Origin of the sequence: Azospirillum himalayense (assembly GCF_042657465.1) — a bacterium.
GTDB lineage: Bacteria > Pseudomonadota > Alphaproteobacteria > Azospirillales > Azospirillaceae > Azospirillum > Azospirillum himalayense.
The window spans coordinates 5870-26873 of sequence record NZ_JBHSLC010000114.1 but is presented as its reverse complement, the minus strand read 5'-3'; the positions used below and the strand labels follow the sequence as shown (position 1 = coordinate 26873).

Annotated in this window: 17 protein-coding genes and 1 pseudogene; 17 read left to right on the top strand and 1 reads right to left on the bottom strand. The window is 66.1% G+C overall.

Annotated features, from left to right (window positions below; all coding sequences use genetic code 11):
- Positions 1-170 precede the first annotated feature (170 nt).
- Positions 171-562: pseudogene (locus tag ACFPMG_RS31145) on the bottom strand (transposase); the annotation flags it as partial.
- A gap of 1336 nt (positions 563-1898) precedes the next feature.
- On the opposite strand from ACFPMG_RS31145, the gene ACFPMG_RS31140 reads away from it, so the two are divergent.
- The 17 genes from ACFPMG_RS31140 (at position 1899) to ACFPMG_RS31060 (ending at position 20996) form a co-directional block, all read left to right on the top strand.
- A complete protein-coding gene (locus tag ACFPMG_RS31140) occupies positions 1899-2192 on the top strand; it encodes a hypothetical protein (RefSeq protein WP_376999511.1) in 294 nt (97 codons plus the stop codon).
- Positions 2193-2204: 12 nt separating this feature from the next.
- Positions 2205-2915: a hypothetical protein gene (locus ACFPMG_RS31135; RefSeq protein WP_376999509.1), complete on the top strand. Its 711-nt coding sequence runs from the start codon at positions 2205-2207 to the stop codon at positions 2913-2915.
- On the top strand, positions 2896-4920 hold the full coding sequence (locus tag ACFPMG_RS31130; protein WP_376999507.1) for a terminase gpA endonuclease subunit: 2025 nt from the start codon (positions 2896-2898) through the stop codon (positions 4918-4920). Before ACFPMG_RS31135 ends, ACFPMG_RS31130 begins: the two co-directional genes overlap by 20 nt.
- Positions 4917-5156 carry a hypothetical protein gene (locus ACFPMG_RS31125; RefSeq protein ID WP_376999505.1) on the top strand — a complete coding sequence of 80 codons (240 nt, stop codon included), beginning with the start codon at positions 4917-4919 and terminating at the stop codon, positions 5154-5156. The genes ACFPMG_RS31130 and ACFPMG_RS31125 overlap by 4 nt, the downstream gene beginning before the upstream one ends.
- Positions 5157-5159: 3 nt before the next feature.
- Positions 5160-6776, top strand: a complete 1617-nt coding sequence (locus ACFPMG_RS31120; protein ID WP_376999503.1) for a phage portal protein — start codon at positions 5160-5162, stop codon at positions 6774-6776.
- A 20-nt stretch (positions 6777-6796) separates the two neighbouring features.
- Positions 6797-8914 (top strand): prohead protease/major capsid protein fusion protein, encoded by a 2118-nt coding sequence (locus tag ACFPMG_RS31115; protein WP_376999501.1) that lies wholly within the window; start codon positions 6797-6799, stop codon positions 8912-8914.
- A 71-nt stretch (positions 8915-8985) separates the two neighbouring features.
- A complete protein-coding gene (locus ACFPMG_RS31110; RefSeq protein ID WP_376999499.1) occupies positions 8986-9330 on the top strand; it encodes a DUF2190 family protein in 345 nt (114 codons plus the stop codon).
- A 49-nt stretch (positions 9331-9379) separates the two neighbouring features.
- Positions 9380-10222, top strand: a complete 843-nt coding sequence (locus tag ACFPMG_RS31105) for a head-tail joining protein (protein ID WP_376999497.1) — start codon at positions 9380-9382, stop codon at positions 10220-10222.
- Positions 10223-10224: 2 nt separating this feature from the next.
- Entirely contained in the window at positions 10225-10677 is a 453-nt protein-coding gene (locus ACFPMG_RS31100) for a hypothetical protein (protein WP_376999495.1), read from the top strand.
- A 92-nt stretch (positions 10678-10769) separates the two neighbouring features.
- Positions 10770-11129 (top strand): hypothetical protein, encoded by a 360-nt coding sequence (locus ACFPMG_RS31095; RefSeq protein WP_119506885.1) that lies wholly within the window; start codon positions 10770-10772, stop codon positions 11127-11129.
- Between the two features lie 18 nt (positions 11130-11147).
- On the top strand, positions 11148-11594 hold the full coding sequence (locus ACFPMG_RS31090) for a phage tail tube protein (RefSeq protein WP_119506887.1): 447 nt from the start codon (positions 11148-11150) through the stop codon (positions 11592-11594).
- 149 nt (positions 11595-11743) lie between these two features.
- On the top strand, positions 11744-12412 hold the full coding sequence (locus tag ACFPMG_RS31085; protein WP_376999492.1) for a hypothetical protein: 669 nt from the start codon (positions 11744-11746) through the stop codon (positions 12410-12412).
- A gap of 6 nt (positions 12413-12418) precedes the next feature.
- Positions 12419-12637, top strand: a complete 219-nt coding sequence (locus ACFPMG_RS31080) for a hypothetical protein (RefSeq protein ID WP_376999490.1) — start codon at positions 12419-12421, stop codon at positions 12635-12637.
- A 56-nt stretch (positions 12638-12693) separates the two neighbouring features.
- Entirely contained in the window at positions 12694-13524 is an 831-nt protein-coding gene (locus ACFPMG_RS31075; RefSeq protein WP_376999488.1) for a hypothetical protein, read from the top strand.
- A gap of 14 nt (positions 13525-13538) precedes the next feature.
- On the top strand, positions 13539-13886 hold the full coding sequence (locus ACFPMG_RS31070) for a hypothetical protein (protein ID WP_376999486.1): 348 nt from the start codon (positions 13539-13541) through the stop codon (positions 13884-13886).
- A 3-nt stretch (positions 13887-13889) separates the two neighbouring features.
- On the top strand, positions 13890-14501 hold the full coding sequence (locus tag ACFPMG_RS31065) for a hypothetical protein (protein WP_376999484.1): 612 nt from the start codon (positions 13890-13892) through the stop codon (positions 14499-14501).
- A gap of 90 nt (positions 14502-14591) precedes the next feature.
- Entirely contained in the window at positions 14592-20996 is a 6405-nt protein-coding gene (locus ACFPMG_RS31060; RefSeq protein WP_376999482.1) for a phage tail length tape measure family protein, read from the top strand.
- Positions 20997-21004: the final 8 nt, after the last annotated feature.

The following is a 21004-nucleotide window of genomic DNA, read 5'->3' as shown; positions in this document are numbered from 1 at the left end:
AAAACGCTCCATTCCGACCAAAACGGGCGGCAAAAACGCCTTTTTCAAGCCTTAGCGGAGGCAAAGGCACTGCATCAGCCCGTTTTTCCGCGCCCTGCTAGCGCAAGAGATCATTTAAGAAGAGCAGACGTCCCGACGGGTTTGACGAAAATGGCGTCGGCTGACTTGGTCTAGACGAAGGGTTTGGCGGCCTTGTTGTAGGTGCGGAAACAACGGGCCATGACTTCATGGAGATCGGCCATGGTCTTGAAGACGTCACACTGGATGCTTCGGCGGGTGATGGTCAACAAGAAGTCTTTAATGGCATTGTTCCAGGAAGCGGACTTGGGCGTGAAATGGAACACTCAACGGAGATGATTAGCCAGCCAAGCCAGTACCTTCGGATGTGTGTGGGTGGCGTAGTTGTCGACGATGGCGTGGATCACCTTGCCCGCCGGGACGCCGCGCTCCACGGCGGCGAGGAATTTGATGAACTCCTTGTGGGTGTGCTTGGGCATGCAGTGCCCGGCCGGATGTTGTCCAGCTTGCTCCGCACGGCGAACAGCGTGGTGCTGGCTGATTGGGCGACTCGGCGTATCAGTAACGACTCGGGGGCGCCTGTAACGTCCGAAACATGCCGGGAAGGGCCGTTGAAGGCCGGGTGAGGCCCGCAAATGCCTTGTGGATAACTTTTTTGCCGAACCGAAGTCCCATGAGACATTGGCGTTTGTCCCATAGGACAACGGCATTTGTCCCACGGGACACAGGCCAATGTCCCACGGGACAACCGGCTTTGTCCCATAGGACAGATTTTGCGGCGCCGGTCGGTGCGATTGGTTCGCACGGGAATGGGAATTGCGCATTGTCGCGGCGTGGTTGTGTCCCATGGGACAATGCCCGATGTCCCATAGGACAAGTGCGAATGTCCCATAGGACAAAGCCCATTGTCCCATGGGACGTCCCACGGTTGTCCCATGGGAAAACGGCTCCAAGAGAAGAGAAGAGAATCTATTTGGTGGTGGTGGTTGCGCGCGTGCGCGTGCCCATACGTGCGCGTGGGAGACCCCCAGCGCTGACGATTTCGCTTGACGCCTGAATATGACATCTGCAGTTTTCCGTTACTGGGCATAGCTGGCCCACCGAACATCAGCCGCAAGGCTCATATTCATTTCTGACTTCGCTTGCTGCCCGCCCGCCCGGTTCGTCCGCGGCGGGTTTTGTCGTTCTGGTGACCAGCTCGCCCAAGTCGGCGACGTAGCCCCTCGCTGTTGGCCCTGGTGCCCAGCGCCTCCACTCCCACCGTCTCCGCAGGATCATCGCCCATGCGCCTCTCCGCCGTGGATGCCTTCGCTCGTCCTGCGCTCCGCTGGGGTGCTGGTGGAGAGCTGCAGCAGTGCGTCGGGGTGCTGACGGGGTTGTGTGAGGTGGATGGAGGGCGTGCGATGCCCCCGGTGAGCGAAGATGCACGTAGGAGCGCCGTGGGGTGCCTCGAAAGCGTTTGCGCTATGTGGGTAGCGGGCATGGTCTCAGAACGCATCCAGCGCGCTCCTGGCGCGTTTCTAGACGTATCCGGGTCCTTCCAGGGGCAAAAGACCCGGGGGCAGCACCGGCCCCATGTCGCGAGGATTTTCCGGCTCCGGTTTCAATGAAACCATGGGTTTGCTGACCGGCCCTCGTGTGAAGAACGGTCCGCAACCCTCGGAACGAAGTTGAAAATTTGCAACTCGGCCTCTGATGGGCCGGTTTCCAGCCCTTCCAGTTTCCACCCGCCTGCAGCCACGGGCGGTGAGTTTCCCGGCAGCCACCGGGAAGGACACGACCGAGCGGTTTCCCGATCTTCATCGGGTCCGGCGGTCGCCTTTGCGTGACCCCCTGACCGCGTCCGGGGCGTGGCTGCGCCGGACCCGATGGAGACCCACATGACCACCATCCCCCCGGACCCCTCGCTCCCGCCCATTGTCATGCAGGAACTGCGGCGTGAGTGCGTGAAGGCCGCCCTCGGTTCCGAATGGCCGAGCAATCCCATCGCCGTGATGAACCTCGCGACCATCTACGAGGGCTTCGTCCTGTTCGGTGACCAGGAGATCGCGTGGCGCCGCGCCGGCTTCGGCGAGGTCGCTGACAGCATCGCTACGGCACGCTCCGCCGGCATGCCTGTCGAGACGAGCGCTTCGCTCCCGGCCAACGTCGCGACGTTGCGCCCGAAGGGCTGATCGGTTTTACCCATGGCCCGCGAACGGCCCCAGACCAGCGCGAAGGAGTTCATCGATCGCTTCAACGCGCTGGGGATCGTCGGTGACGATGGCCAGCCGGTGACGGTGACGAAGGGCACCGTGTCCAAGCTGGTCAACGGGCAGGAGATGCCGCTGCTCGGCGTCACCTTCACCGCCACCATGCGCTGGCTGGCGGACAACACGGACCCGACGAAGCCGAAGTCGAAGCTGGGCACCGCGGCGCAACGGTGGTTGAGCGGGCAAGGGCCAGCCCCAAGCCCGCCGGTTCCGAAGGCTGCGGGAGAGGCGCCGGCGCGTCAGGCTGAAAAGCAGCCGACCGCGGTGGTGCTGCCGATGGAGGAAGGCGCTTCGGCCGGCGGCCGGAACACGACGGTCTCCGAGTCCCGGCGCGAAAAGGAACGGCTCGACGTCGAGCTGAAGAAGCGCGAACTGGCGAAGCACGACCGCGAGCACATCCCGCGGGCGGAGGTGGAGGTGGCGGTGGATGCCGCAATCACCGAGTTCCGCGGCCAGTTCGAGGGGTTCGCTGGGCTGCTGGCCCGTCAGGTCGCCGGCAAGACCGACACCGAGGCCTACACCCTGATCCAGGCTGAGGTTCGCCGGCTGCTGGAGCGGTTGAGCACGAACCTGCGGAAGGCCGCGATCGGGCTCGTCGATGAGCTGCACGACGGTGGGGCCGTCGATGAATCGGAAGGCGAGTGACCTTCTCAACCGGATGGCGGCGGCTCTCGATCCGCCTCCGGAGATGGAACCCGACGAGTGGGCCGAGGAGAACATCGTCCTCCCCAAGAAGGAGGGGATGCCCGGTCCTTACCGCATGGCCCACACACCGCAGTTCATCCCGTTCGTGCGCGCGTTCTGGGACCCGCGGTGGCGCCGCATTGTCTTCGTTTGCGGCGCCCAAGAGGGGAAGTCACGAGCCGTCCAGGCGGTGATCGGCAAGAAGCTGGACCATGAGCCGGCGCCGGTCATCTACTACGGCCCGACCAAGACCTTCGTCGAGCGCACCATTGAGCCGCGCATCGTCGAGATGCTGAACTCCTCCAAGAGCCTGAAGGGCAAGACGCTCTGGGGGAAGAAGCAGAAGAAGACGCTGAAGATGGTCAGCGGTGCGCCGCTGATCCTGAGTTGGGCCAGTTCCGGCTCCGAGCTGGCCGGTCAGGAAGCCGCGTTGGTCTTCATCGACGAACGAGACCGCCTGGCTGACGACATCGACGGCGAAGGCGATCCGGTCGAGCAGGGCGAGGCGCGTATCGGTTCCTACGCCAACGGCAAGATCGGGATCATCTCGACGCCGAAGACCGGCGTCATCCGGAAGGAGCGGCATCCCGAAACGGGGCTGGAGCATTGGGCGATCGCCGACCTGAAGAAGGTCAACAGCCCGATCATCAAGCTCTGGTGGGAAGGTTCGCGCCACGAAATGGCGTGGCCCTGCCCTGAATGCGGCGACTACTTCATCCCGCACTCGGGATTGCTGGATTGGGACGGAAAGGCTGACGGAACGGCGACGCCCGGTCAGGCGGCCCGCACGGTCAAGATGATCTGCGGATGCTGCGGGGTGCCGATCGCCGAGGCGCACAAGGAGCGGATGTGCGATCGCATGAGGCCGGTCGCGCCGGGGCAGCGGGTGGAGCCGGATGGAACGGTGGTGGGGCCTGACCCCGACACCGATTGCTTCTCGATCTGGTCCAGCGGGCTGATGTCCAAGTTCAAGTCCTGGGCCAAGCTGGTTCGGCGCTGGCTGTCCGCCCTGGCGTCCGGCGAGCCTGGGAAGGTGCAGGGCGTCGTCAACACGGGCTTCGGCGAACTGCACGCCGTCTCGGGAGACGCTCCGAAGCACTCCGCGGTCACGGACTGCAAGCTGCCCTACAAGCGGGGGCAGGTGCCCTACGGCGTCCAACGGGTGGTCCTGACGGTCGACGTGCAGAAGCGCGGCGTCTATTGGGTGATGCGCGGGTGGGGTGCCCGGCGGGAGTCCTGGCTGATCGACTATGGCTATCTGCCGGGCGAAACCGACGGCGCCGAGGTCTGGGACGAGCTGGAAGGCATCGTCCGGGCCGCTCTGCCCGGCAATACAGGCGTCAACCTGCTGCTGATTGACTCCGGCTACCGGCCCGGCAAGCCGGCGGTGGTTCCGGAGAACGCCGTCTACGATTTCTGCCGGCGGTTCAGCCGCTCGTTCGCCCGGCCCATCAAGGGCGAGCGGTACCTGACCGGCAACAAGTGGTTCACCACCACGGACAACGACGTCGACAGCCGGGGCAGGGTGCGGAAATCCGCAGGCCTGATCCTGCACCGCCTGAACACGCACGAGTTCAAGAGCCGCGTGTTCGAGAAGATCACGCGGCGCAAGGAACTGGCTGGCGGCTGGCATGTGCCGGAGGACGTCGATGACGTCTACGCCAAGCAGATCGTGTCGGAGACCTGCCGGTGGGTGGGTGGAAAGCCGATCTGGGACGAGCTGGGCGCCAACCACTACCTCGACTGCGAGATGATGCAAGAGGCGGCGGCGGAGATCCTGAAGTTCCGCCTGCTGCCGCCGCTGCCGCCCGCGCCGGATGGGGCTGAAGACGATGAGGGCGCTGACGTCGAGCAGCCGGCCGGTGTGCCCCTGGTGGAAAGCGTCCAGCAGATCGTCGCTCCGCCGTCCGCCCCGAAGATCCGCCCGAGTTCCTGGCGCACCCCGAACATGAGGCCACGCCGATGAGCAGCTTCACCCAAGCCGACCTCGATGAAGTCGAGCGGGCCATCTTCAAGCTGGCCACAGACCCTCTTGCTCGTCCAATCCGCGTCCGTGGCGCGGATGGGTCTGAGAACGAGTTCAGCCGCGTCACCCTGCCGGAACTGCGCGCCCTGCGCGACCAGATCGCGGCGGCGGTGGCTGGCCAGCAGCGCACGAACCGTCGATGCACCAACGTGGCCCGCTTCAGCCGGGGATTCTGACCCATGCGCATGAACCCGCTCGACCGCGCCATTGCCTTCGTGTCGCCGCGGGCCGCGCTGCGCCGCGTCCAGGCCCGGGCCGCGCTGGAGATGACGGTCCGGACCTACGAGGCGGTGTCGGCGGCGCGGGCGAACGGTCGGCGTGCCCCGGCAACCGGGCCGAATTCGGAATTGCGCGGCGGGGCTTTCCTCCGGCGCCTGTCGCGCGAGGCGGTGCGGAACGCTGGTCCGGCCCGGTCGGCGGTGTCGAAGCTGGTGACCAACATCGTTGGCACCGGGATCATGCCGCGCGCCGCCACTGGCAATGAGAAGCTGGACAAGGTGCTGAACGACGGCTTTGCGCAGTGGTCGCGCGAATGCCTCGCAGGGACGCGGGGCGGGAACTTCGTGACCCTCCAGGTGCTGGCTGGGCGCTCTATGGTGGAGGGAGGGGAAACCCTGACGCGCCGCCGGACACGGCAGGACCGTGATGGGCTGTTCGTCCCCGTCCAGGCGGAACTGATGGAGCCGGATCTGCTGGACGAGCAGAAGACTGTTGGACTCGACAACGGCTACATTTTCCAGGGCGTGGAGTTCAGCGGCACCAACACCCCGCGAGCCTATTGGCTGTTCGACGCGCACCCCGGCGACCGCTCGGCCATGGCAGCGGCGCGCAGGATGGATTCGAAGCCGGTGCCGGCAAGCGACATCGCCCATCTCTTCGCCATGGAGCGGATCGGGCAGGCCCGCGGCGTGCCTTGGCTCTGCGCGGTGCTGCTGGCCGTCTCCGAACTCGGTGATTACCGGCTGGCCGAGCAGACCCGTAAGAAGCTGGAGGCGAGCGTTGCCGCCTTCATCCTCCCCGGGGCCGGTGATGACGACGACAACAACGGGAGACCGAGCGGCCTCACCGGTACGGCGACTGAGCAGCCCGGCGCCTATGACGCCCACAACCAGCTCCTCGAAACGATTGAACCCGGCACCATCGCCACGCTGCGCAATGGGCGTGACATCAGGTTCAACACGCCGTCGCATAACCAGAGCTACCCGGACTACATCCGGGCCGAGTTGCAGCAGATCGCCGCGGGCGCGCTCATGACGTACGAGCTGCTGACTGGGGACCTGAGCAACACGAACTATTCGTCCATCCGGGCGGGGCGGAACGACTTCCGGGCGATGATCGAACAGCTTCAGTGGGCGTTCTTCATCCCGTTCCAGCTCGACCCGCTGTGGCGCTGGTACGTGGACGGGATGTTCGTTGCTGGCCGCATCCGGGAGAAGAACTACGGCGTCGAGTGGGACACGCCGCGGTTCATCTCCATCGACCCCTACAAGGACGCCCTGGCCGACCTGATCGAGATGCGCGCCGGCCTCAAGAGCCCCATCGCCGCCATCGGTGAGCGCGGCTACCACTGGAAGTCCGTGCTGGCCGAGTTCCGCGCCTACTTCGATGCGGTGGACGGCGAAGGGCTGGTGTTCGATTCCGACGCACGGAAGGTCACCAAGTCCGGCTCGGCCAACAACCTGACGCCGCAGCAGATGGACGCTGCGGCTGATCGACTTTTGCGGGCGCTGGAAGCCGATGGCGATCCGGACGCACCGCGGCTCCGCGCGCTTTATCAGGCCGCGGTCAACTCCTGACCTCAAACCCAGAGGCATCCATGACGACACCCCCCAACGGGGCGGCACCGGGCGGGGCCGTCACCGAACGCACGTTGCCGCCCGGTGTGGCGCTGGGCTGGCGCGCCAACGGCGACACCTCCGTCCGTGCGGCCAGCCTGGAGCCGGCCACCTTCAATGCCGATGCCCGCACCGTCGAGCTGATTGCATCTACCGGCGCCACGGTGCGCCGGTTCGACTGGTGGCGCGAGGAATACTACGACGAGGTGCTGACGGTCAGCGCCGAGGCGGTGGACCTGACCCGCTTCGAGGCGGGCAGCGTGTCGATCCTCAATACCCATTCGCAATGGGACGTGAAAAGCGTGCTGGGCACTGGGGTCCCCGGCACCGCGCGATTCGAGGACGGCAACCTGATCCTGACGGCCAAGCTGTCCGCCCGCGATGACGTCGCGCCCACCGTCCAGGACATCAAGGACGGTATCCTCCGCAACGTGTCGGTCGGCTACCGCATCCTGGCCTACGAGGTGGATGAGACCACCAAGCCCCAGACGCGGAAGATCACGCGCTGGGAACTGCTGGAGGTGTCCTTCGTCCCGGTCGGCGCCGACGGCGGTGCCGGCACCCGCTCCCTTCCTCACGGCCCGGCTGGTGCGCCGCAGGCTGCCCCGGCTCCGGTGACCGTCAACGTCAACATCCCGGATTTCACCCGCGCGCCCGCCGCGCAGCCCACCCCGGACAACACGAAGGAGAATCGCATGTCCGACACCCCCGAGACGCCGGCGGTGACGCAGGACCTGCCCGTCACCGAGAACCGCGGCCAGCCGCAGGTTCCGCCCGCCCAGACGCAGGCCGCTCCGACGGCTCCGGCTCCGCAGCCGGAGGCCGATCCGCTGGCCGCCATGCGCGCCGCCGAAGTGGATCGCATCGCCCACATCCAGAGCCGCGCCGCATGCGCCCAGCTCGGCCTGCCGTCCGACATGATCGCCCGCGCGATCACCGAGGGTTGGAGCCTCGACACCTTCAACCGGGCCGTGATCGATCACGTCGCCGCCCAGCCGTCGAACCAGCGCAACATCAACCCGCACGTCCAGGTCATCGCCGACGAGGGCGACACGCGCAACGCCGGGGTGGTCGATTACATCAACTATCGGGTCAACCCGACGAAGCACAAGCTGACCGACAACGCCCGCCAGTACGTCGGCATGTCGCTGGTCGAGGTGGCCCGCATGTACGTCGGTGGCGGACGTGGCATGAACCGTGACGAGATCGTCCGTCGCGCCATGCACACCACCAGCGACTTCCCCCATGTGCTGGGCTCGGCGATGCGCCGGACCCTGCGCGACAGCTACGAGTCCGTGGCGCTGACGTTCGCCCCGTTCTCGCGCCGTGGCATCCTGTCGGACTTCCGCGAGATGAACCGCGTGCGGCTTGGCGCCGCGCCCAAGCTGCTGAAGCTCGGCGAGGGCGGGGAAATCAAGGCCGGCTCGTTCAAGGACAGCGGGGCCTCGATTCAGCTCGACACCTACGCCCGGCAGCTGCGCGTCACCCGTCAGATGATCGTGAACGACGATCTGAGCGCCTTCACGACGGTTCCGCAGGCCTTCGGCGGCTCGGCGGCCCGCCTGCAGAACGATATCGTCTGGGGCCTCATCACCAGCAATCCGGTTCTCGCCGATGGCAAGGAACTGTTCCACGCCGACCGCAAGAACCTCGCCGGCACCGGCACCAAGCTGTCGGTCACCTCCATCGCCTCGGCGGATGAAGCCATCGGGCAGCAGCGGGATGACAATGAGGCCGAGCTGGGCCTGATGCTGGCGACGCTGCTGGTCCCGCTGGCGCTGAAGGCCGTCGCCGCGACCATCGTCGCCGACAAGGTGCGTGCGACGAAGGCCGACGATGCGGTGCCGGACTACATGACGGCGCTGAACTACGTCAGCGATCCGCGGCTGACCCGCAACTCGGCGACGGCCTGGTACGGCGTGGTCAATCCGACGATCTTCGACACCCTGGAATACGCCTACCTGGAGGGTGAAGAGGGCGTGCAGGTCGGCGAACTGGAGAAGGTGCCGGGTGTGGACGGTCTGGCGATGGAGGCTCGGCTGGACTTCGCGGCGGCCATCATCGATCCCCGCGGCTTCTACAAGAACCCCGGAGCCTAACGGGCTGAACTGAACGGAAACCTTTGACGGGGCGGCCACGTGCCGCCCTTCGCTTTTTGAGGAGACGCGCGATGCGCAACTATGTTCAGCCGGGCGCCAGCCTGGATTTGGTTGCCCCGGCCGGCGGTGTCGTGTCGGGGCAGGGCTTCATGGTGGGCGGCTTCTTCGCCGTCGCCTCCACCGACGCGGCGGAAGGCAAGCCGGTTGTCGGGACCCTGGAAGGGGTTTTCGAACTGCCCAAGCGCCTGTCCCAGACCTTCGCCAGCGGTGGCGCGGTGTCCTGGGACGTGGCGGCCAAGCGCTGCGACGGTCCCGGCTCGGGTAAGTACCCGATCGGTGGTGCGGTCGAGGTGGCGGGCAACACCGCGTCGACCGTCATCGTCCGCCTGAACGGCACCACCACCAGCGCGGCCTGATAGGGCAGGGCGGCCAGAAGCCGCCCGTCCTGCACCCGGAGCAACGCCCATGACCTACGGCGCCCAGCAGATGGCCGTCCAGTTTCGGGTTCTGGGCGTCCCGGCCCTCTACACGCCCCCAACCGGCGACTCGATCCCGTGCCGGGCGATCCGCGCCACGCAGCCCTTGCGGTTCGGGACCATCGACCTGCCGGTCGAGGGGGCGTGCTTTGATCTCCTCCGGTCGGAGGTGGCGCCTGCAGTCGGCGGCACCTTCACCGTGGGCGGGGCGACCTATTCGGTGGACATCCCGCCCATCCCCTTCCCGGTGGACCACGACCCCGAAGGCCTGCGCGCCCGGCTGCTGTGCGGTTGGGGCACGTCGGCGACCTTCCGGGCCACCACCGGCAACCAGAACACCCTGAACCCGCCAACCGGCTCCGGCTGGATCGTCGCTACCGCGGCGCCGGCCGGCGCTTCGACCGTCAGCATCAAGGCGACGCTGACCACTGGCCAGCTCCTGACCGGTGACCGTGCCGTGATCGGCGGTGAGGCCTTCGCCATCACCGCTCCCGTCTCGGCGGCCGGGAACGTCTTCGCCAACGTGCCGCTCGACCGGGCCTTGCCGGCGCCAGTGGCCGCTGGCGCGCCGGCCGCCTTCTCGTTCGCCTGCGACCGGCCCTTGAAGGCCGCGGTGCGCAGCTTCGAGGCTGGACAGCTCCTCGGCGGGATCGTCGTGGGCGACCAGCGCCTGATCGTGCCGCAGGTCACTTTGGACGTCGCCGGCGTGCCGGTCGAGCCGTCTGCGGCCCACAGCGTGCTGATCGGTGCGCAGCGCTGGCGGGTCAAGACGGCGGTCGCCGCCCGACAGGCCGGCGTCGCGGTGCTGTGGGATCTGCACGTCGGAGCGTGACGATGATCGATGACGCTGCCGTCCGCGCTGCCCTGCATTCTGTTCTGGCCGATGGGCCGATTCCGGAATCCGACATTGGGCGTCTGGGCGACTTATCGTTCCAGCCGTCTCCCGACCGGGCGCATCTGCGCGTGTCCCTGATCTGGGAGCGCAAGGCGAAGACCGGCGCCGTGCTGACCGAGGCGTCCGGCATCTGGCAGGTGTTGGTCTACGCGCCGGAAGGCACGCAGGTCGATGCGGTCGAGGGCCTGGCCCTGTCGGTGGGCCTGCTGTACGAGCCGCATGTCGACGGGCTGCAGCTCGGCGACTTGGTGCGCATCACCGACGTGCAGACCCTGACGGCTGTGGACGGTCAGGACCGCCCGGCGAACGACGGCAACCCCGGTCTGCGCTGGGTTGTCGTGCCTCTCCAGGTCGATTTCCGGCTGGAGCTGATCCCTGACGGGATCGCCTAAGCCTCTCGCTCAACCCTTTCCCGAGATGACGGGAATCACAGCCGCCCGGCATCCCGCCGTGGCGGCTTTTTCACGTAAATGGAGAAAGCCCCATGGCAACTCTGAGTGTTCAGGACACCAGCGAGGTCGGCGCCGCGCTGACCTATTCCAACGCCGCCGGCGGAGGCGACGATTTTGTCAATGCCAGCGACCGGATCGTCCTTCACGTCAAGAACGGCTCGGCCAGTCCGATCAATGTGACGATCGCCGCCCAGACCGTCGCAGCCTCCGTTCCCGGTCTGGGTATCGTCTCGAAGGCCAACCAGGTCGTGGCGGTGCCGGCCGGCGGCGACCGCATCATCGGGCCGTTCCCCGCGCGCGCCTTCAACAACCCGTCCACGTCGAAGGTGTCCGTCAGCTACTCGGCGACCACCACGGTCACCGTGGCGGCCTTCCGCGTCCCGGCTCTGTAATCGAGGAGCACAGCGATCATGGCGACCTCCACGTCCATCCAGGCGAAGGCCGGCCGCGCCTTCACCATCAAGGTCAGCGACGGCGCGGCCACGCCGACCTTTCTGACCATCGGCGGCCTCAAGTCGACCAACCTCCAGCTCAACGGCGGCGCGGTGGACATCACCAACGTCGGCTCCGCCGGCTGGAAGGAGTACCTGCCGGGCGGCGCCTCGAAGGAACTTTCCATTTCCGGCGACGGCATCTTCGACAGCTTGACCGTCGGCGCCCGCAAAATCTGGAACGCGGCCATGGCCATGGACGCCACCGGCTACATCGAGTGCCAGATCATCTCGGGCCACGGCGACAGCTTCGTGGGCACCTTTGTGGTCGAGAGCTACAGCCGCAAGGGCGACGACGGCAGCGCCGAGACCTTCAGCATCAGCCTGAAGTCCTCCGGCCCGCCGACCTACGTGCCGGCGCCGTAAGCCGGCTTTTCGCCTTTCCCTGACCCGGACCAGGAACACCCGTTGGCCGAGAGGCTGACCACCCGCGCGAGGTGCGGGCGGCGGAGCGTCCGGGATGCGCTCTGCCGCCCTTCGCGATTTCCCGAAACCTTCCTGATCCCGAGGAAGATATGAAGAACCTGGAACAGTTTTTCCGCGATGCCGCCTCCGTCGGCATCATCGACTTCGCGCTTCGCGCCACCGTTGTCGATGGCGAGCGCGTGACCTTCTATGTCCACCCGCACGGCAAGGACGGCGAGACGCTGGACTTCACCGTCACCGGCAACGTGCTGACGCCGCCGGGCGAGTTTCCGCCGCTGGCGGGGCCGAAGCCCGACGCCTCCATCACAATCGACCGCTTCGGCGGCCGCTTCAGCGCCGTCACCGGCCCGGACGAGCGCGGCATGGCGTTGGGCATCGCGCCCAACCCGGATCACAGCGCCGCCGAGAGCCTCTCTTCGGCGCTGGACTTCGCCCGCGAGCAGCTGACGGCCAACGTCAGCGATGAGGCCGTCACCCTCTGCTCCGACCGGCGCGCGGTTCTCATGTCGGCCGACAATCCCGCTGGTCGGAAGCTGGAAGACCTGCTTCCCCTGATCGCAGGGGAAGTCGAGGCCAAGACGCTCAAGATCGCGGCCGATCCGAGCCCGGTCGCTCGGTTGGTCGCCGAGAACAACGCCTGCATCGTCAAGCTTCTGGAGGAGGCGGAGACGCTTCAGCGCGCCTCTCTGGCCGCGCTTGCCTCCATCGCTCCGGACGAAGGGCCGCTTGGCGCCCCGCGCATCGGCTCCGCCGGCTGACCGCTCATGCGCATCCGCTATGACCAGCCGGGCGCCCGCCTCTGCAGGATCGTGGACGCGGCTTCTGGCGAACCGATCACCAACGTGATCGAGGCCGACGACACCGAAGGTTGGTACGTCGCCTACAAGCTCGGCCCCGACGGCAAGTTTGTCCTCTCCGCCGATCGCGAGTCCTGCGTGACCGAGCGTGTCGAGCGCCCAATCACGATCATCGCCCCGGCATAGGCCGTCTCCCTGACGGCCTTTCCCTGATTCCCAATCCCATCCCGAAGGACCATCCTATGTCCATGCTGCCCATCACCGCCGCCAAGCCCTTCCTGTTCACCCCGCTGGTGGACCAGATCGAGAAGGCCCGCGACACCGTGGCTGAGGCCAACCGCAAGCTCGCCAACGCTTCCGCCGCGCTGGAGGCGATTCCGGGCGACGCGGACCTGAAGAAGGATGTCGAAGCGGGCGAAGAACTGCTGTCCGACGCCTTCGCCGAACTGGACGAGCTTGAGGCCGAATTGAAGGCGAACCCCGACCAGCCCGTCTACAAGCTGCAGGTCCCCAGCTTCGACATCAACGCCGCCTTCGAGGAGGCGCTGGTCCGCCTGCCGACCTATCCGGGTGACCGCAAGCTGTTCCGCGCCATCGAGGCGAGCGGCCTGATTCCGAGCGACGATCCGGATTTCGTCGCGGTGAAGGAGGCGCTGAAGAAGTCCGGCGGCGGCGTGCCCGAGGAGCTGAGCGGGACGTTCCAGGACCTGTACGAGCGCGCCGACAATTCGGAATCCGTTCGGGATATTCGTGCGGCCCGCCTGCGCTTCACCAAGGACGTGGCGCGCCTCCGCACCCTGCACTACCTGATCGGCTTCGAAGGTGTCCGCGACCTGGACGGCGACATCGTGCCCTTCCTCGCCGAGAACGGCTATCCGACCACCGCGACGTTGAACGCCATTCCGCCGGAGGACATCAACGCCATCGGCGAGAAGGTGCAGGAGCTGAACTCTCTGCGGGGCCGCGGGGGAAACTCTCGCCGCGGGGTGAAGTCCTCCGCCTCGCCGCAGCCGTCGCAGCCGAGCCCGACCGATACCGTGACGGAGATGGTGGAGACCCAGACGACGCCGTAATCGGACCGTGGGAGGTGCTGGGGGAGACGTGGCACGTCAACCCCAAGCGCTTCATTCCCGGCTGGGCCTGGACGATGGTGCGGCTCTGGCGCATGTCGCAGGGTGGCATGGGGGTTGGGCACCTCCCCGAAGGTCCGCGGGCCATGAGCCAATCCACCCTCATGATGGACGCCTTCGCGCTCATGACCGAGGCTGAGGCGGAAATGCGGGCCGAGGGCGAGAGCAAGCCGGGCGTCTGGACGAAGCGGCAGATCGCCGACGTTCGCGCCAGCGTGGCGCGGGCGAACGAACTCTACCCGGACGGGCCGGCTACCGGCGCGCTGCTGGAGGCGGTGATGAAGTCGCGCCAGCGGGAGGAATGAACCATGGCCCGTGATCCCGTGTTCGACCGGCAGGTCTTCCTCATGCTGCGCGGCGCGGAGCAGGAGGTGAAACGACTGTTCGTTCAGCGCATCCACCAGGAGTTGGGCCGGGCCAAGATGGAAGCCCGGCCCGCCGGGTGGGACCAGTGGATGGATGGGAAGGAGGGGGCGCCGATTGAAAGTGTCTCCCCCTTCGGCGTCGCGGTGTTCGAGTTCCGGTACATGCCGGAGATCATCTGCTTTGCCCTGGACATCCTGTTCGCCAACAGCCCGATCGACCTCCACCCGCGGGCGGACAACATCGTCTTCCGCGAGTTCCGGCAATTGTTCGTGGACGGGGTGTTCCGCGACGACGTCAGCGACGGCATGGAGCCGTCGGACTTCAGGTGGGTGCTCGATCTGCCGAAGGGCACCGAGTATTTGCTGACCGATGATGAACCCTACGCCGGCAAACTGGAGCGTGGGTTCTCCGACCAGGCCCCCAACGGCGTTTACAAGGTTTCCTGCGACACCGTGCGCCGGCGGTACGGGAATCTTGTCCAAGTTCAGTTCCAGTGGGTTCGATCCGAGGGCGCAAAGCGAGGCGCCCCGGCGATGATGATCCGGGAGCTGTAAGGCTCCAAACGCATAGGCCCGCCATCGGCGGGCTTTCCTGATTCTGGGCGCCCGGCCTTGCTGCGGCTCCCATTTCGTTGGGTGTCGCCCATGACCGATATGCGCCTTGCTCGCCTGACCGTCGACAACGGCTCGGTGGCCGAGGATCTGCGCAAGATCCAGGGCCTGTTCGATGCCGTCGGCGGATCGGTAGAGAACACCACGAAGCGGCTGACGGGCACCTCGCGCGAGTTCCAGGCCATCGCCCGGCAGGCGGGCGTGGTGACCGATGCGGGGGCAAAGATCGTCCGCGTGTTCGGCGAGGCCAAGGCGGCCATCGACAAGGGGTCGGTTTCGGCGGAAGACGGCGCCCGCGCAATGTCAACCCTGGCGAAGACCGTGGGCATCACGGGGCAGGGCCTGGTGGAGTTCGTCAACACGGCCCGCGCGTCGAGGGCCACCCTTGAGGGCCTGACCGAGGGGACCAAGGAATACCGGGAAGCGACAGCAGCCCATAACCGGACATTGGCCGAGGCCATCCAGAAGCAGCAGGAAAAGCGCCGGGCGGATGAGGAGGCCGCGCGCAAGGCCCAGGAAGCGACCGAGACCACCCTTCGGAATGCACGGGCCGTCCAAGCTCTGGCCGAGGAGATGGACAGTTCGACGGCCGCGCAGAACCGGTTTGCCGCCAAGCAGCAGGAGGTGATTGACCTCTTCGTTGCGGGTGACCTGAACGGACGTCAGTTTGCCAGAGCGATGGAGCACGTCAGCAACTCCTTCGACCCGGCGGTTATCGAGGCCCGCAAGCTCCAGGTCGAGTATCAGAACCTGTTGGCGAAATACGATCCGGTCCGCGCCGCCGTCCGAGAGCACGGGCAGGAAGTTGCCCGCGCGACCGCCATTCTCGACAAGTCCAACGCTTCCGAGCAGGTCCGTGCCGCGGTGCTGAAGGGCATCGCCGACGCCTACGATCCGGCGACCCGGGCCGCGAATGAGCGGACCGCCGCCCTGAAGCGGGAAGAGGAAGCGCAGGCCGCCCTGATGTCCAGCTACCGCGAGCAGGCGGCGCTTGCCCGTTCCAATGCTGAGGGGCAGGACACCTGGAATGCCTATGCCGGCGTGACCATGCCAAAGCCGAAGTCGGCGAAGGAATCGGCTGATGTCTTCGGGCCCATGCTCGAAAAGCAAGTCCTTGCCGACGAATGGGAATCGCTTATCGCCCTGGAGGGCTTCGCCCAGAAGGAGCGTGTGGCCCAGACCAAGGCGGCTGTCGCCTCGAATTGGGAAGCCCAGCTCACCATGGACGCTTGGGGCGTGGCCGAGGCGAAAGCCCGGTTGGCGGCCGAGTGGCAGGGCATGCTCGCCGTCGAGGAGATCAAGGCGACTGAACGCGTGGCGCTGACCAAGGCAGCCGTCGCTGAGAGGTGGGAAGCACAGATCGCGATGGAGGGCTTCGCCGCGGCCGAGGCGAAGGCGAAGCTGGCGCAGGAATGGGAGGGGATGCTCGCGGCGGAGGGCTTCGCCCAGAAGGAGCGGCTTGCCCAACTGGAGCATCACGCCGCCCAAGTCATGCAGGCCGAACTGGATATGGCCAGCTTCGACGCGCCGGCCAAGTTCAACCGGCTGGTGGCGAGCTATGACAGGGAGTCCACCGACGCGCTGAAGTATGCGAATGCGTTGGGTGAACTGCGGTCTTCGGCTGCGGCGGCGGGCGTTCCCCTGGAGCAGCTTGCGGCGGCAGAGGAGAAGCTGGCCGCGAAGATGTCGCCGGCTGCCCTTGCCGCGAAACGGCAGGCCGATGAGTTGGCCGAACTCCGCCGCGCCATCGACCCTATGGGCGAGCGCCTTCGGGACCTGGAGGCGAAGAAGCTCAAGCTTGATGAGGCGTTTGCAGCCGGCAAGCTGGAGGGCGGGCGGGCCGAGTATGAGGCCCTATCTGCCGCCTACGAAAAGCATCGGCTCCAGCTCGTCCGCAGCACCGAGGCTGCGGAAGGGTTCGCAGGGAAGATCGGGCTGACCCGCGCCCAGATGACGGCACTCGCCCCCCAGATCAACGACGTGGTGTCCGGCCTTATGATGGGCCAGCCGCCAATGATGATCTTCGTGCAGCAGAGCGGGCAGATCGTCCAGGCGCTTCAGGCTGGCGGCGCGGAGTTGCCGAAGTTCACCGCTGGCACGCTGGCTCTAGTGTCTGGATATGTCGCCTTGGCTGCGGGGTTTGCCGCCACGATTTATGCTGTCCAGAGCTACCGTTCTGAAGTGAAAGAGGTTGAGCGCGTCAACGCCCTGGTCGGGAAGTCGGCTGGGATGACGACAGCGGCGCTTCTGGACCAAGCGAAGGCGGTTGGCGATGTTGCCGGAATTTCCACGTCAAACGCTCGTGAAATACAGAATGCCTATCTCGGCACGGGAAAAATCGGAGGCACTGTTCTCGCCGATCTGACCGCCGCCACTAAGGGGTGGTCGTTGGCGACCGGTCAGGAGGTCGAGGCGGCGCGGGGAGACTTGGCTGCACTGTTCGCTGACCCGTCGAAGGCCGTTGATGACCTGACGGCGAAGTACGGCATGTTCGATGACGCCCAGCGTCAGCTCATCAAGAACTATCAGGCGCAGGGCAATCTTGAGCGCGCCCAAGCGGTCCTGCTCCAGGGGATCGAGGATAAGGCCAAGGCTGCGGCGGAGCGCATGTCTTCCCTTGGAAAGGCTTGGGAGTGGATCAAGAAGCAGGCGGAAGATGGGGTTGATTGGGTTGGCGAGAACGGTGGTCAGCCCTCCCGTCAGAAGCAGATTGAAATGCTTCAGCTCCGGCAGGCCAACGGTGTCTATCTGACGAGCGGGCTTCGTCAGGCCGATGCCGATGAACTGGCGGCCCTTCAGCAGTTTGAGCAGGATGACGCTATCCAGGCGTGGGCGGCCAAGGTCCGTGCTGAGTTCGTCCGCCTCTCCAATGCGACTGGTGATTTCGCTCGCTCCATCGATCCAGCTCTGGCCGCTGCCAACAACATGACCAACGCTGAGAAGCTGTTGGACAAGGCCGTTTCTGAAAACGTCATCACGCGTGGGGAAGCCTCGCGTCTGATGGGGCTTTATCGGGAGCAGGTTGACAGCGTGACCGGCTCCATCGCGGCCCTGTCTCGTCAGGCCGCGAATTTCAACGCTCCGGCTGGCTTCGAACGGAAGTTTGCGGCGGCTCTCGACCAAGCTACGAACGGCGGGAAGGTTCCTCTTACCGGAGATCAGGCGAACGACCTTCGGGCAAACCTTGCCGATGTGGCCGTTGGAGAGGTCAGGGACCAGACGGCCCAGGTGCAGCGGCAGGCGACTGCTCAGCGTCTCCTGGCCGGCGCCATTTCGGATACTGCTCGCGCGCAGGCACAGGCTCGCGGTCAGTTTGCCGAGGTCATCGCACAGTATCCAGATCTTGACTCCAAGACGGCGCAGGCGTCGCTCACGACCAAGGATTTCGGCACGTTCTTGAAGGGGCTTCCTGCGCCTCTGCAAGACCTGTGGAAGTCAATGGACGCGAGCACGGCGGCGCAGCTTGCAGGGAGCATGAACCAAGCAACCGCGGAGATGCGATTGCAGGTTGATGCCGCTGTCCGGTTGGCCGAAGCCGCAGGAATGGGGGAGGCTGCGCAGCGCCGCGCGAATATCGAAAATCAGGTAGCTGCTTCACGCCTGAAAGGGCTGGAGGCGGTCACCCGAACGGCGTCGGAGGCACTGGAGGCTTCCACACGCCTCCAGATCCACAACGAGTTCGCCCGCGGCATCGATCAGGAAGTCGCGGCGACCGCGCGCCTTGTGGATGCCATGTCCAAGGGTGCCACGGCCACGCGAGATGCGGAAATCTACAACGCCGCCTATCTCCAGACGTTGCGTGAGACAACGCCAGCCGAAGCCAATTGGGGCGAAAAGCTCCAAGCCAACATTGACCTCCTGAACCGTAAGGCGAAGGCGTCTGACTCCAAGGCGTTCGCCGACTACGGAAAGCAGTTGGAGGCGCAGACCCGTCAGCTTGATCTGCAACAGAAGATGGTTGGCGTCTCGCCGCAGCAGGCGGGGCGGCTCCAGGCCGAAGCGGACATCTCCGAACTCCTCATCCGCCAAGGGCGCACTTATGAGTCCCTGACGGACGCCGAACGGAAGGTGATCGACGCGGCTCGCGAACGGGCCGTGGCAAATGCCGACCTTGAGGTGACCATCCAGCGTCAGCAGGACGCCTACCAGACCCTCGCCAACTCGCTGGAGCGCGCGTTCGACCGGGTTGGAGACGCCTTGGTTGATGTCTTCATTCGAGGAGAAGGAAAGGCGGTCAACTTCGGCAGCGTCGCTCGGGGCATCCTCGCCAGCCTGTTGAGCGACATGATCAAGATGTCCTTGGTCAACCCGCTCGCCAATGCGGCCTTCGGGACGAACCGCGGGACACTGTTTGATCTGGCGGGCTCCCCAGCCAACCAGAGCGGCAGTATGGGGATGGGCGACATGCTGTCCTTGGGCAAGATCGGGGACAGCTGGTCGTCTTCCATGGCTGGGATCGACGCCTGGACCGCTCGAAACCTGCCGGGCGTGTTCTCCATCGACGTTCCACTCAACACCGGTCAGGTGGCGCAGCAGGCGGCGCAGATCGGGACCGGGGCTCGCGAGCTGGCGAGCAACGCTATGCCAAGCGCTGGGGCCGGCGGATCGGGGGCGCTCCCGTTCAGCGCGTCTCAGGCGCTACAAGGGCTTGGGGTAGCGGCGAATGCCTTCGGCGCGTTCTCCAGCTTCAGGAACGGCCAAGTCGCTTCGGGCGTTGGTTCCGTCGTTGGTGCTGGTGCTGGAATTGCGTCCCTGCTCGGCGTCGGCGGCGCTCTGATGGGGCCCCTTGCGATAGCTGCTCCGCTGGTCGGTACCCTCGTGCAGAGCTTCATCAAGGAGAAGCCCTCGAACCGCGAGGGCAACGTCTCCATCGACTTCGGGACCGGCGCCACCACGGTCGGCGGACAAGAGGGGAAGAAGTTCTCCGCTGAGAACAGGCAGGCAGCGCAGGGCATCGGCAGCCAGATCCAGCAGCTCGCCGCGACCTTGGAGGCGTTGCTGCCCGGCCAGCAGATCAAGGGGCGCGGCCTGATCGCGGTCGGTGACCGGGACGGGCTGCGGGCCGAGTACAGTGGGGAGAAGGCGGAGTTCGGAAAGGAGGATACCGCCGGTCTCGTCAACTGGTTCACGAAGCAGTTCGCCGAGGACATGCGGGACGGCTTCGAGCGGGGAGACCTGACGGAGCAAGTCGCATCGAACCTGCAACTGGTGCTGGACAAGGGTATCACAGGCTCGGTTGAACAGTTCATCGCGGACCTGCAGCTTGCGGCGACCGACTTCGCCAAGGTCTTCGACATGCTCGGCAAGGCGCAGCCGGACCAGACGGCCACTGCGATCCAGGCGGCGGCGCAGAGCTTCACGTCCACGCGCGATGCCGCCGAGAAGCTGGGCCTCTCCGTCACTGGACTGGCGGACAGCTTCCGGGCCGGGGCCGACCGCATCCTTGACGCCGGCATTCGAGCGGCGCAGGGGTTTGATGGCGTCGACCGGGCGATGTCGATCAACGCCACGTTCGAGGCCAACGCCGTGGCGCTGCTGGCCGCCGGGCAGGACCCCGCCAAGGCGATCAAGCTGTACGGCGCTCAGATGTCGGCGCTCGTCAACAGCTTGGACGTCCGCCAGCTTGAAGAGATGGCAAAGACCCTCAAGGGGGTGGACGATGTGGCGGTGGCCTTTGCCGACGAGCGTCGCCGGCAGCTTATCCAGGCAAACCGCGACACCTTCGAGGGCGACGCGGCGTCCCGTCTCCAGGCGGCGCGGCTTGCCATGGGCCAGATCAGCCAGGACCAGTACGACTGGCTGACGCTGGAGACCAAGCAGGCCGCCGAGCTGGCGGACGTGACCGACGGCGTGTTGCGGTCACGCATGCTGGAGGTGCAGGCGGTCGAGCGGCAGGTTCTCGCCTACCAGCAATCCACAGCAGCGGCGGAAAAGGCTGCTGCTGCGGCGGCTGCGAAGGCGGCGGAAGACGAGAAGGCCGCGGCGGTGCAGGCATCGGCAGCGCAGAAGGTGGCTGGCACGATCCAAAGCCTGACCAGCTATGCGTCGGGTCTGGCCTTCTCCGACCTGTCCGCCTTGGCGCCGGAGCAGCAGTACAGCCTTGCGACATCGCAGTTCAACGCGGTGTCTGGGGCGGCCGTGGCCGGCGACTACAACAGCCTGTCGCAACTGCAAAGCTACTCTGACGCCTATCTCCGCACTGCCCGTCAGCAGTTTGGTTCTGGGCAGGGGTACGCCGACGCCTTTGCCAAGGTGACCGACGTGCTGTCCCGCGTCGCCACCGTTGAGCCTGACCGGCTGACCTCATCGGCCATGGCAATGGAAACCCGGACGCAGACGGCGACGCTGGTCGATGAGTTGCGCAGCCTCAAAGCCGAGGTGAGCGCGCTCCGCGCCCAAGTCGCGGCGGACGGCATGAAACCAGCGAGGGTTGCGTAATGCTGCTA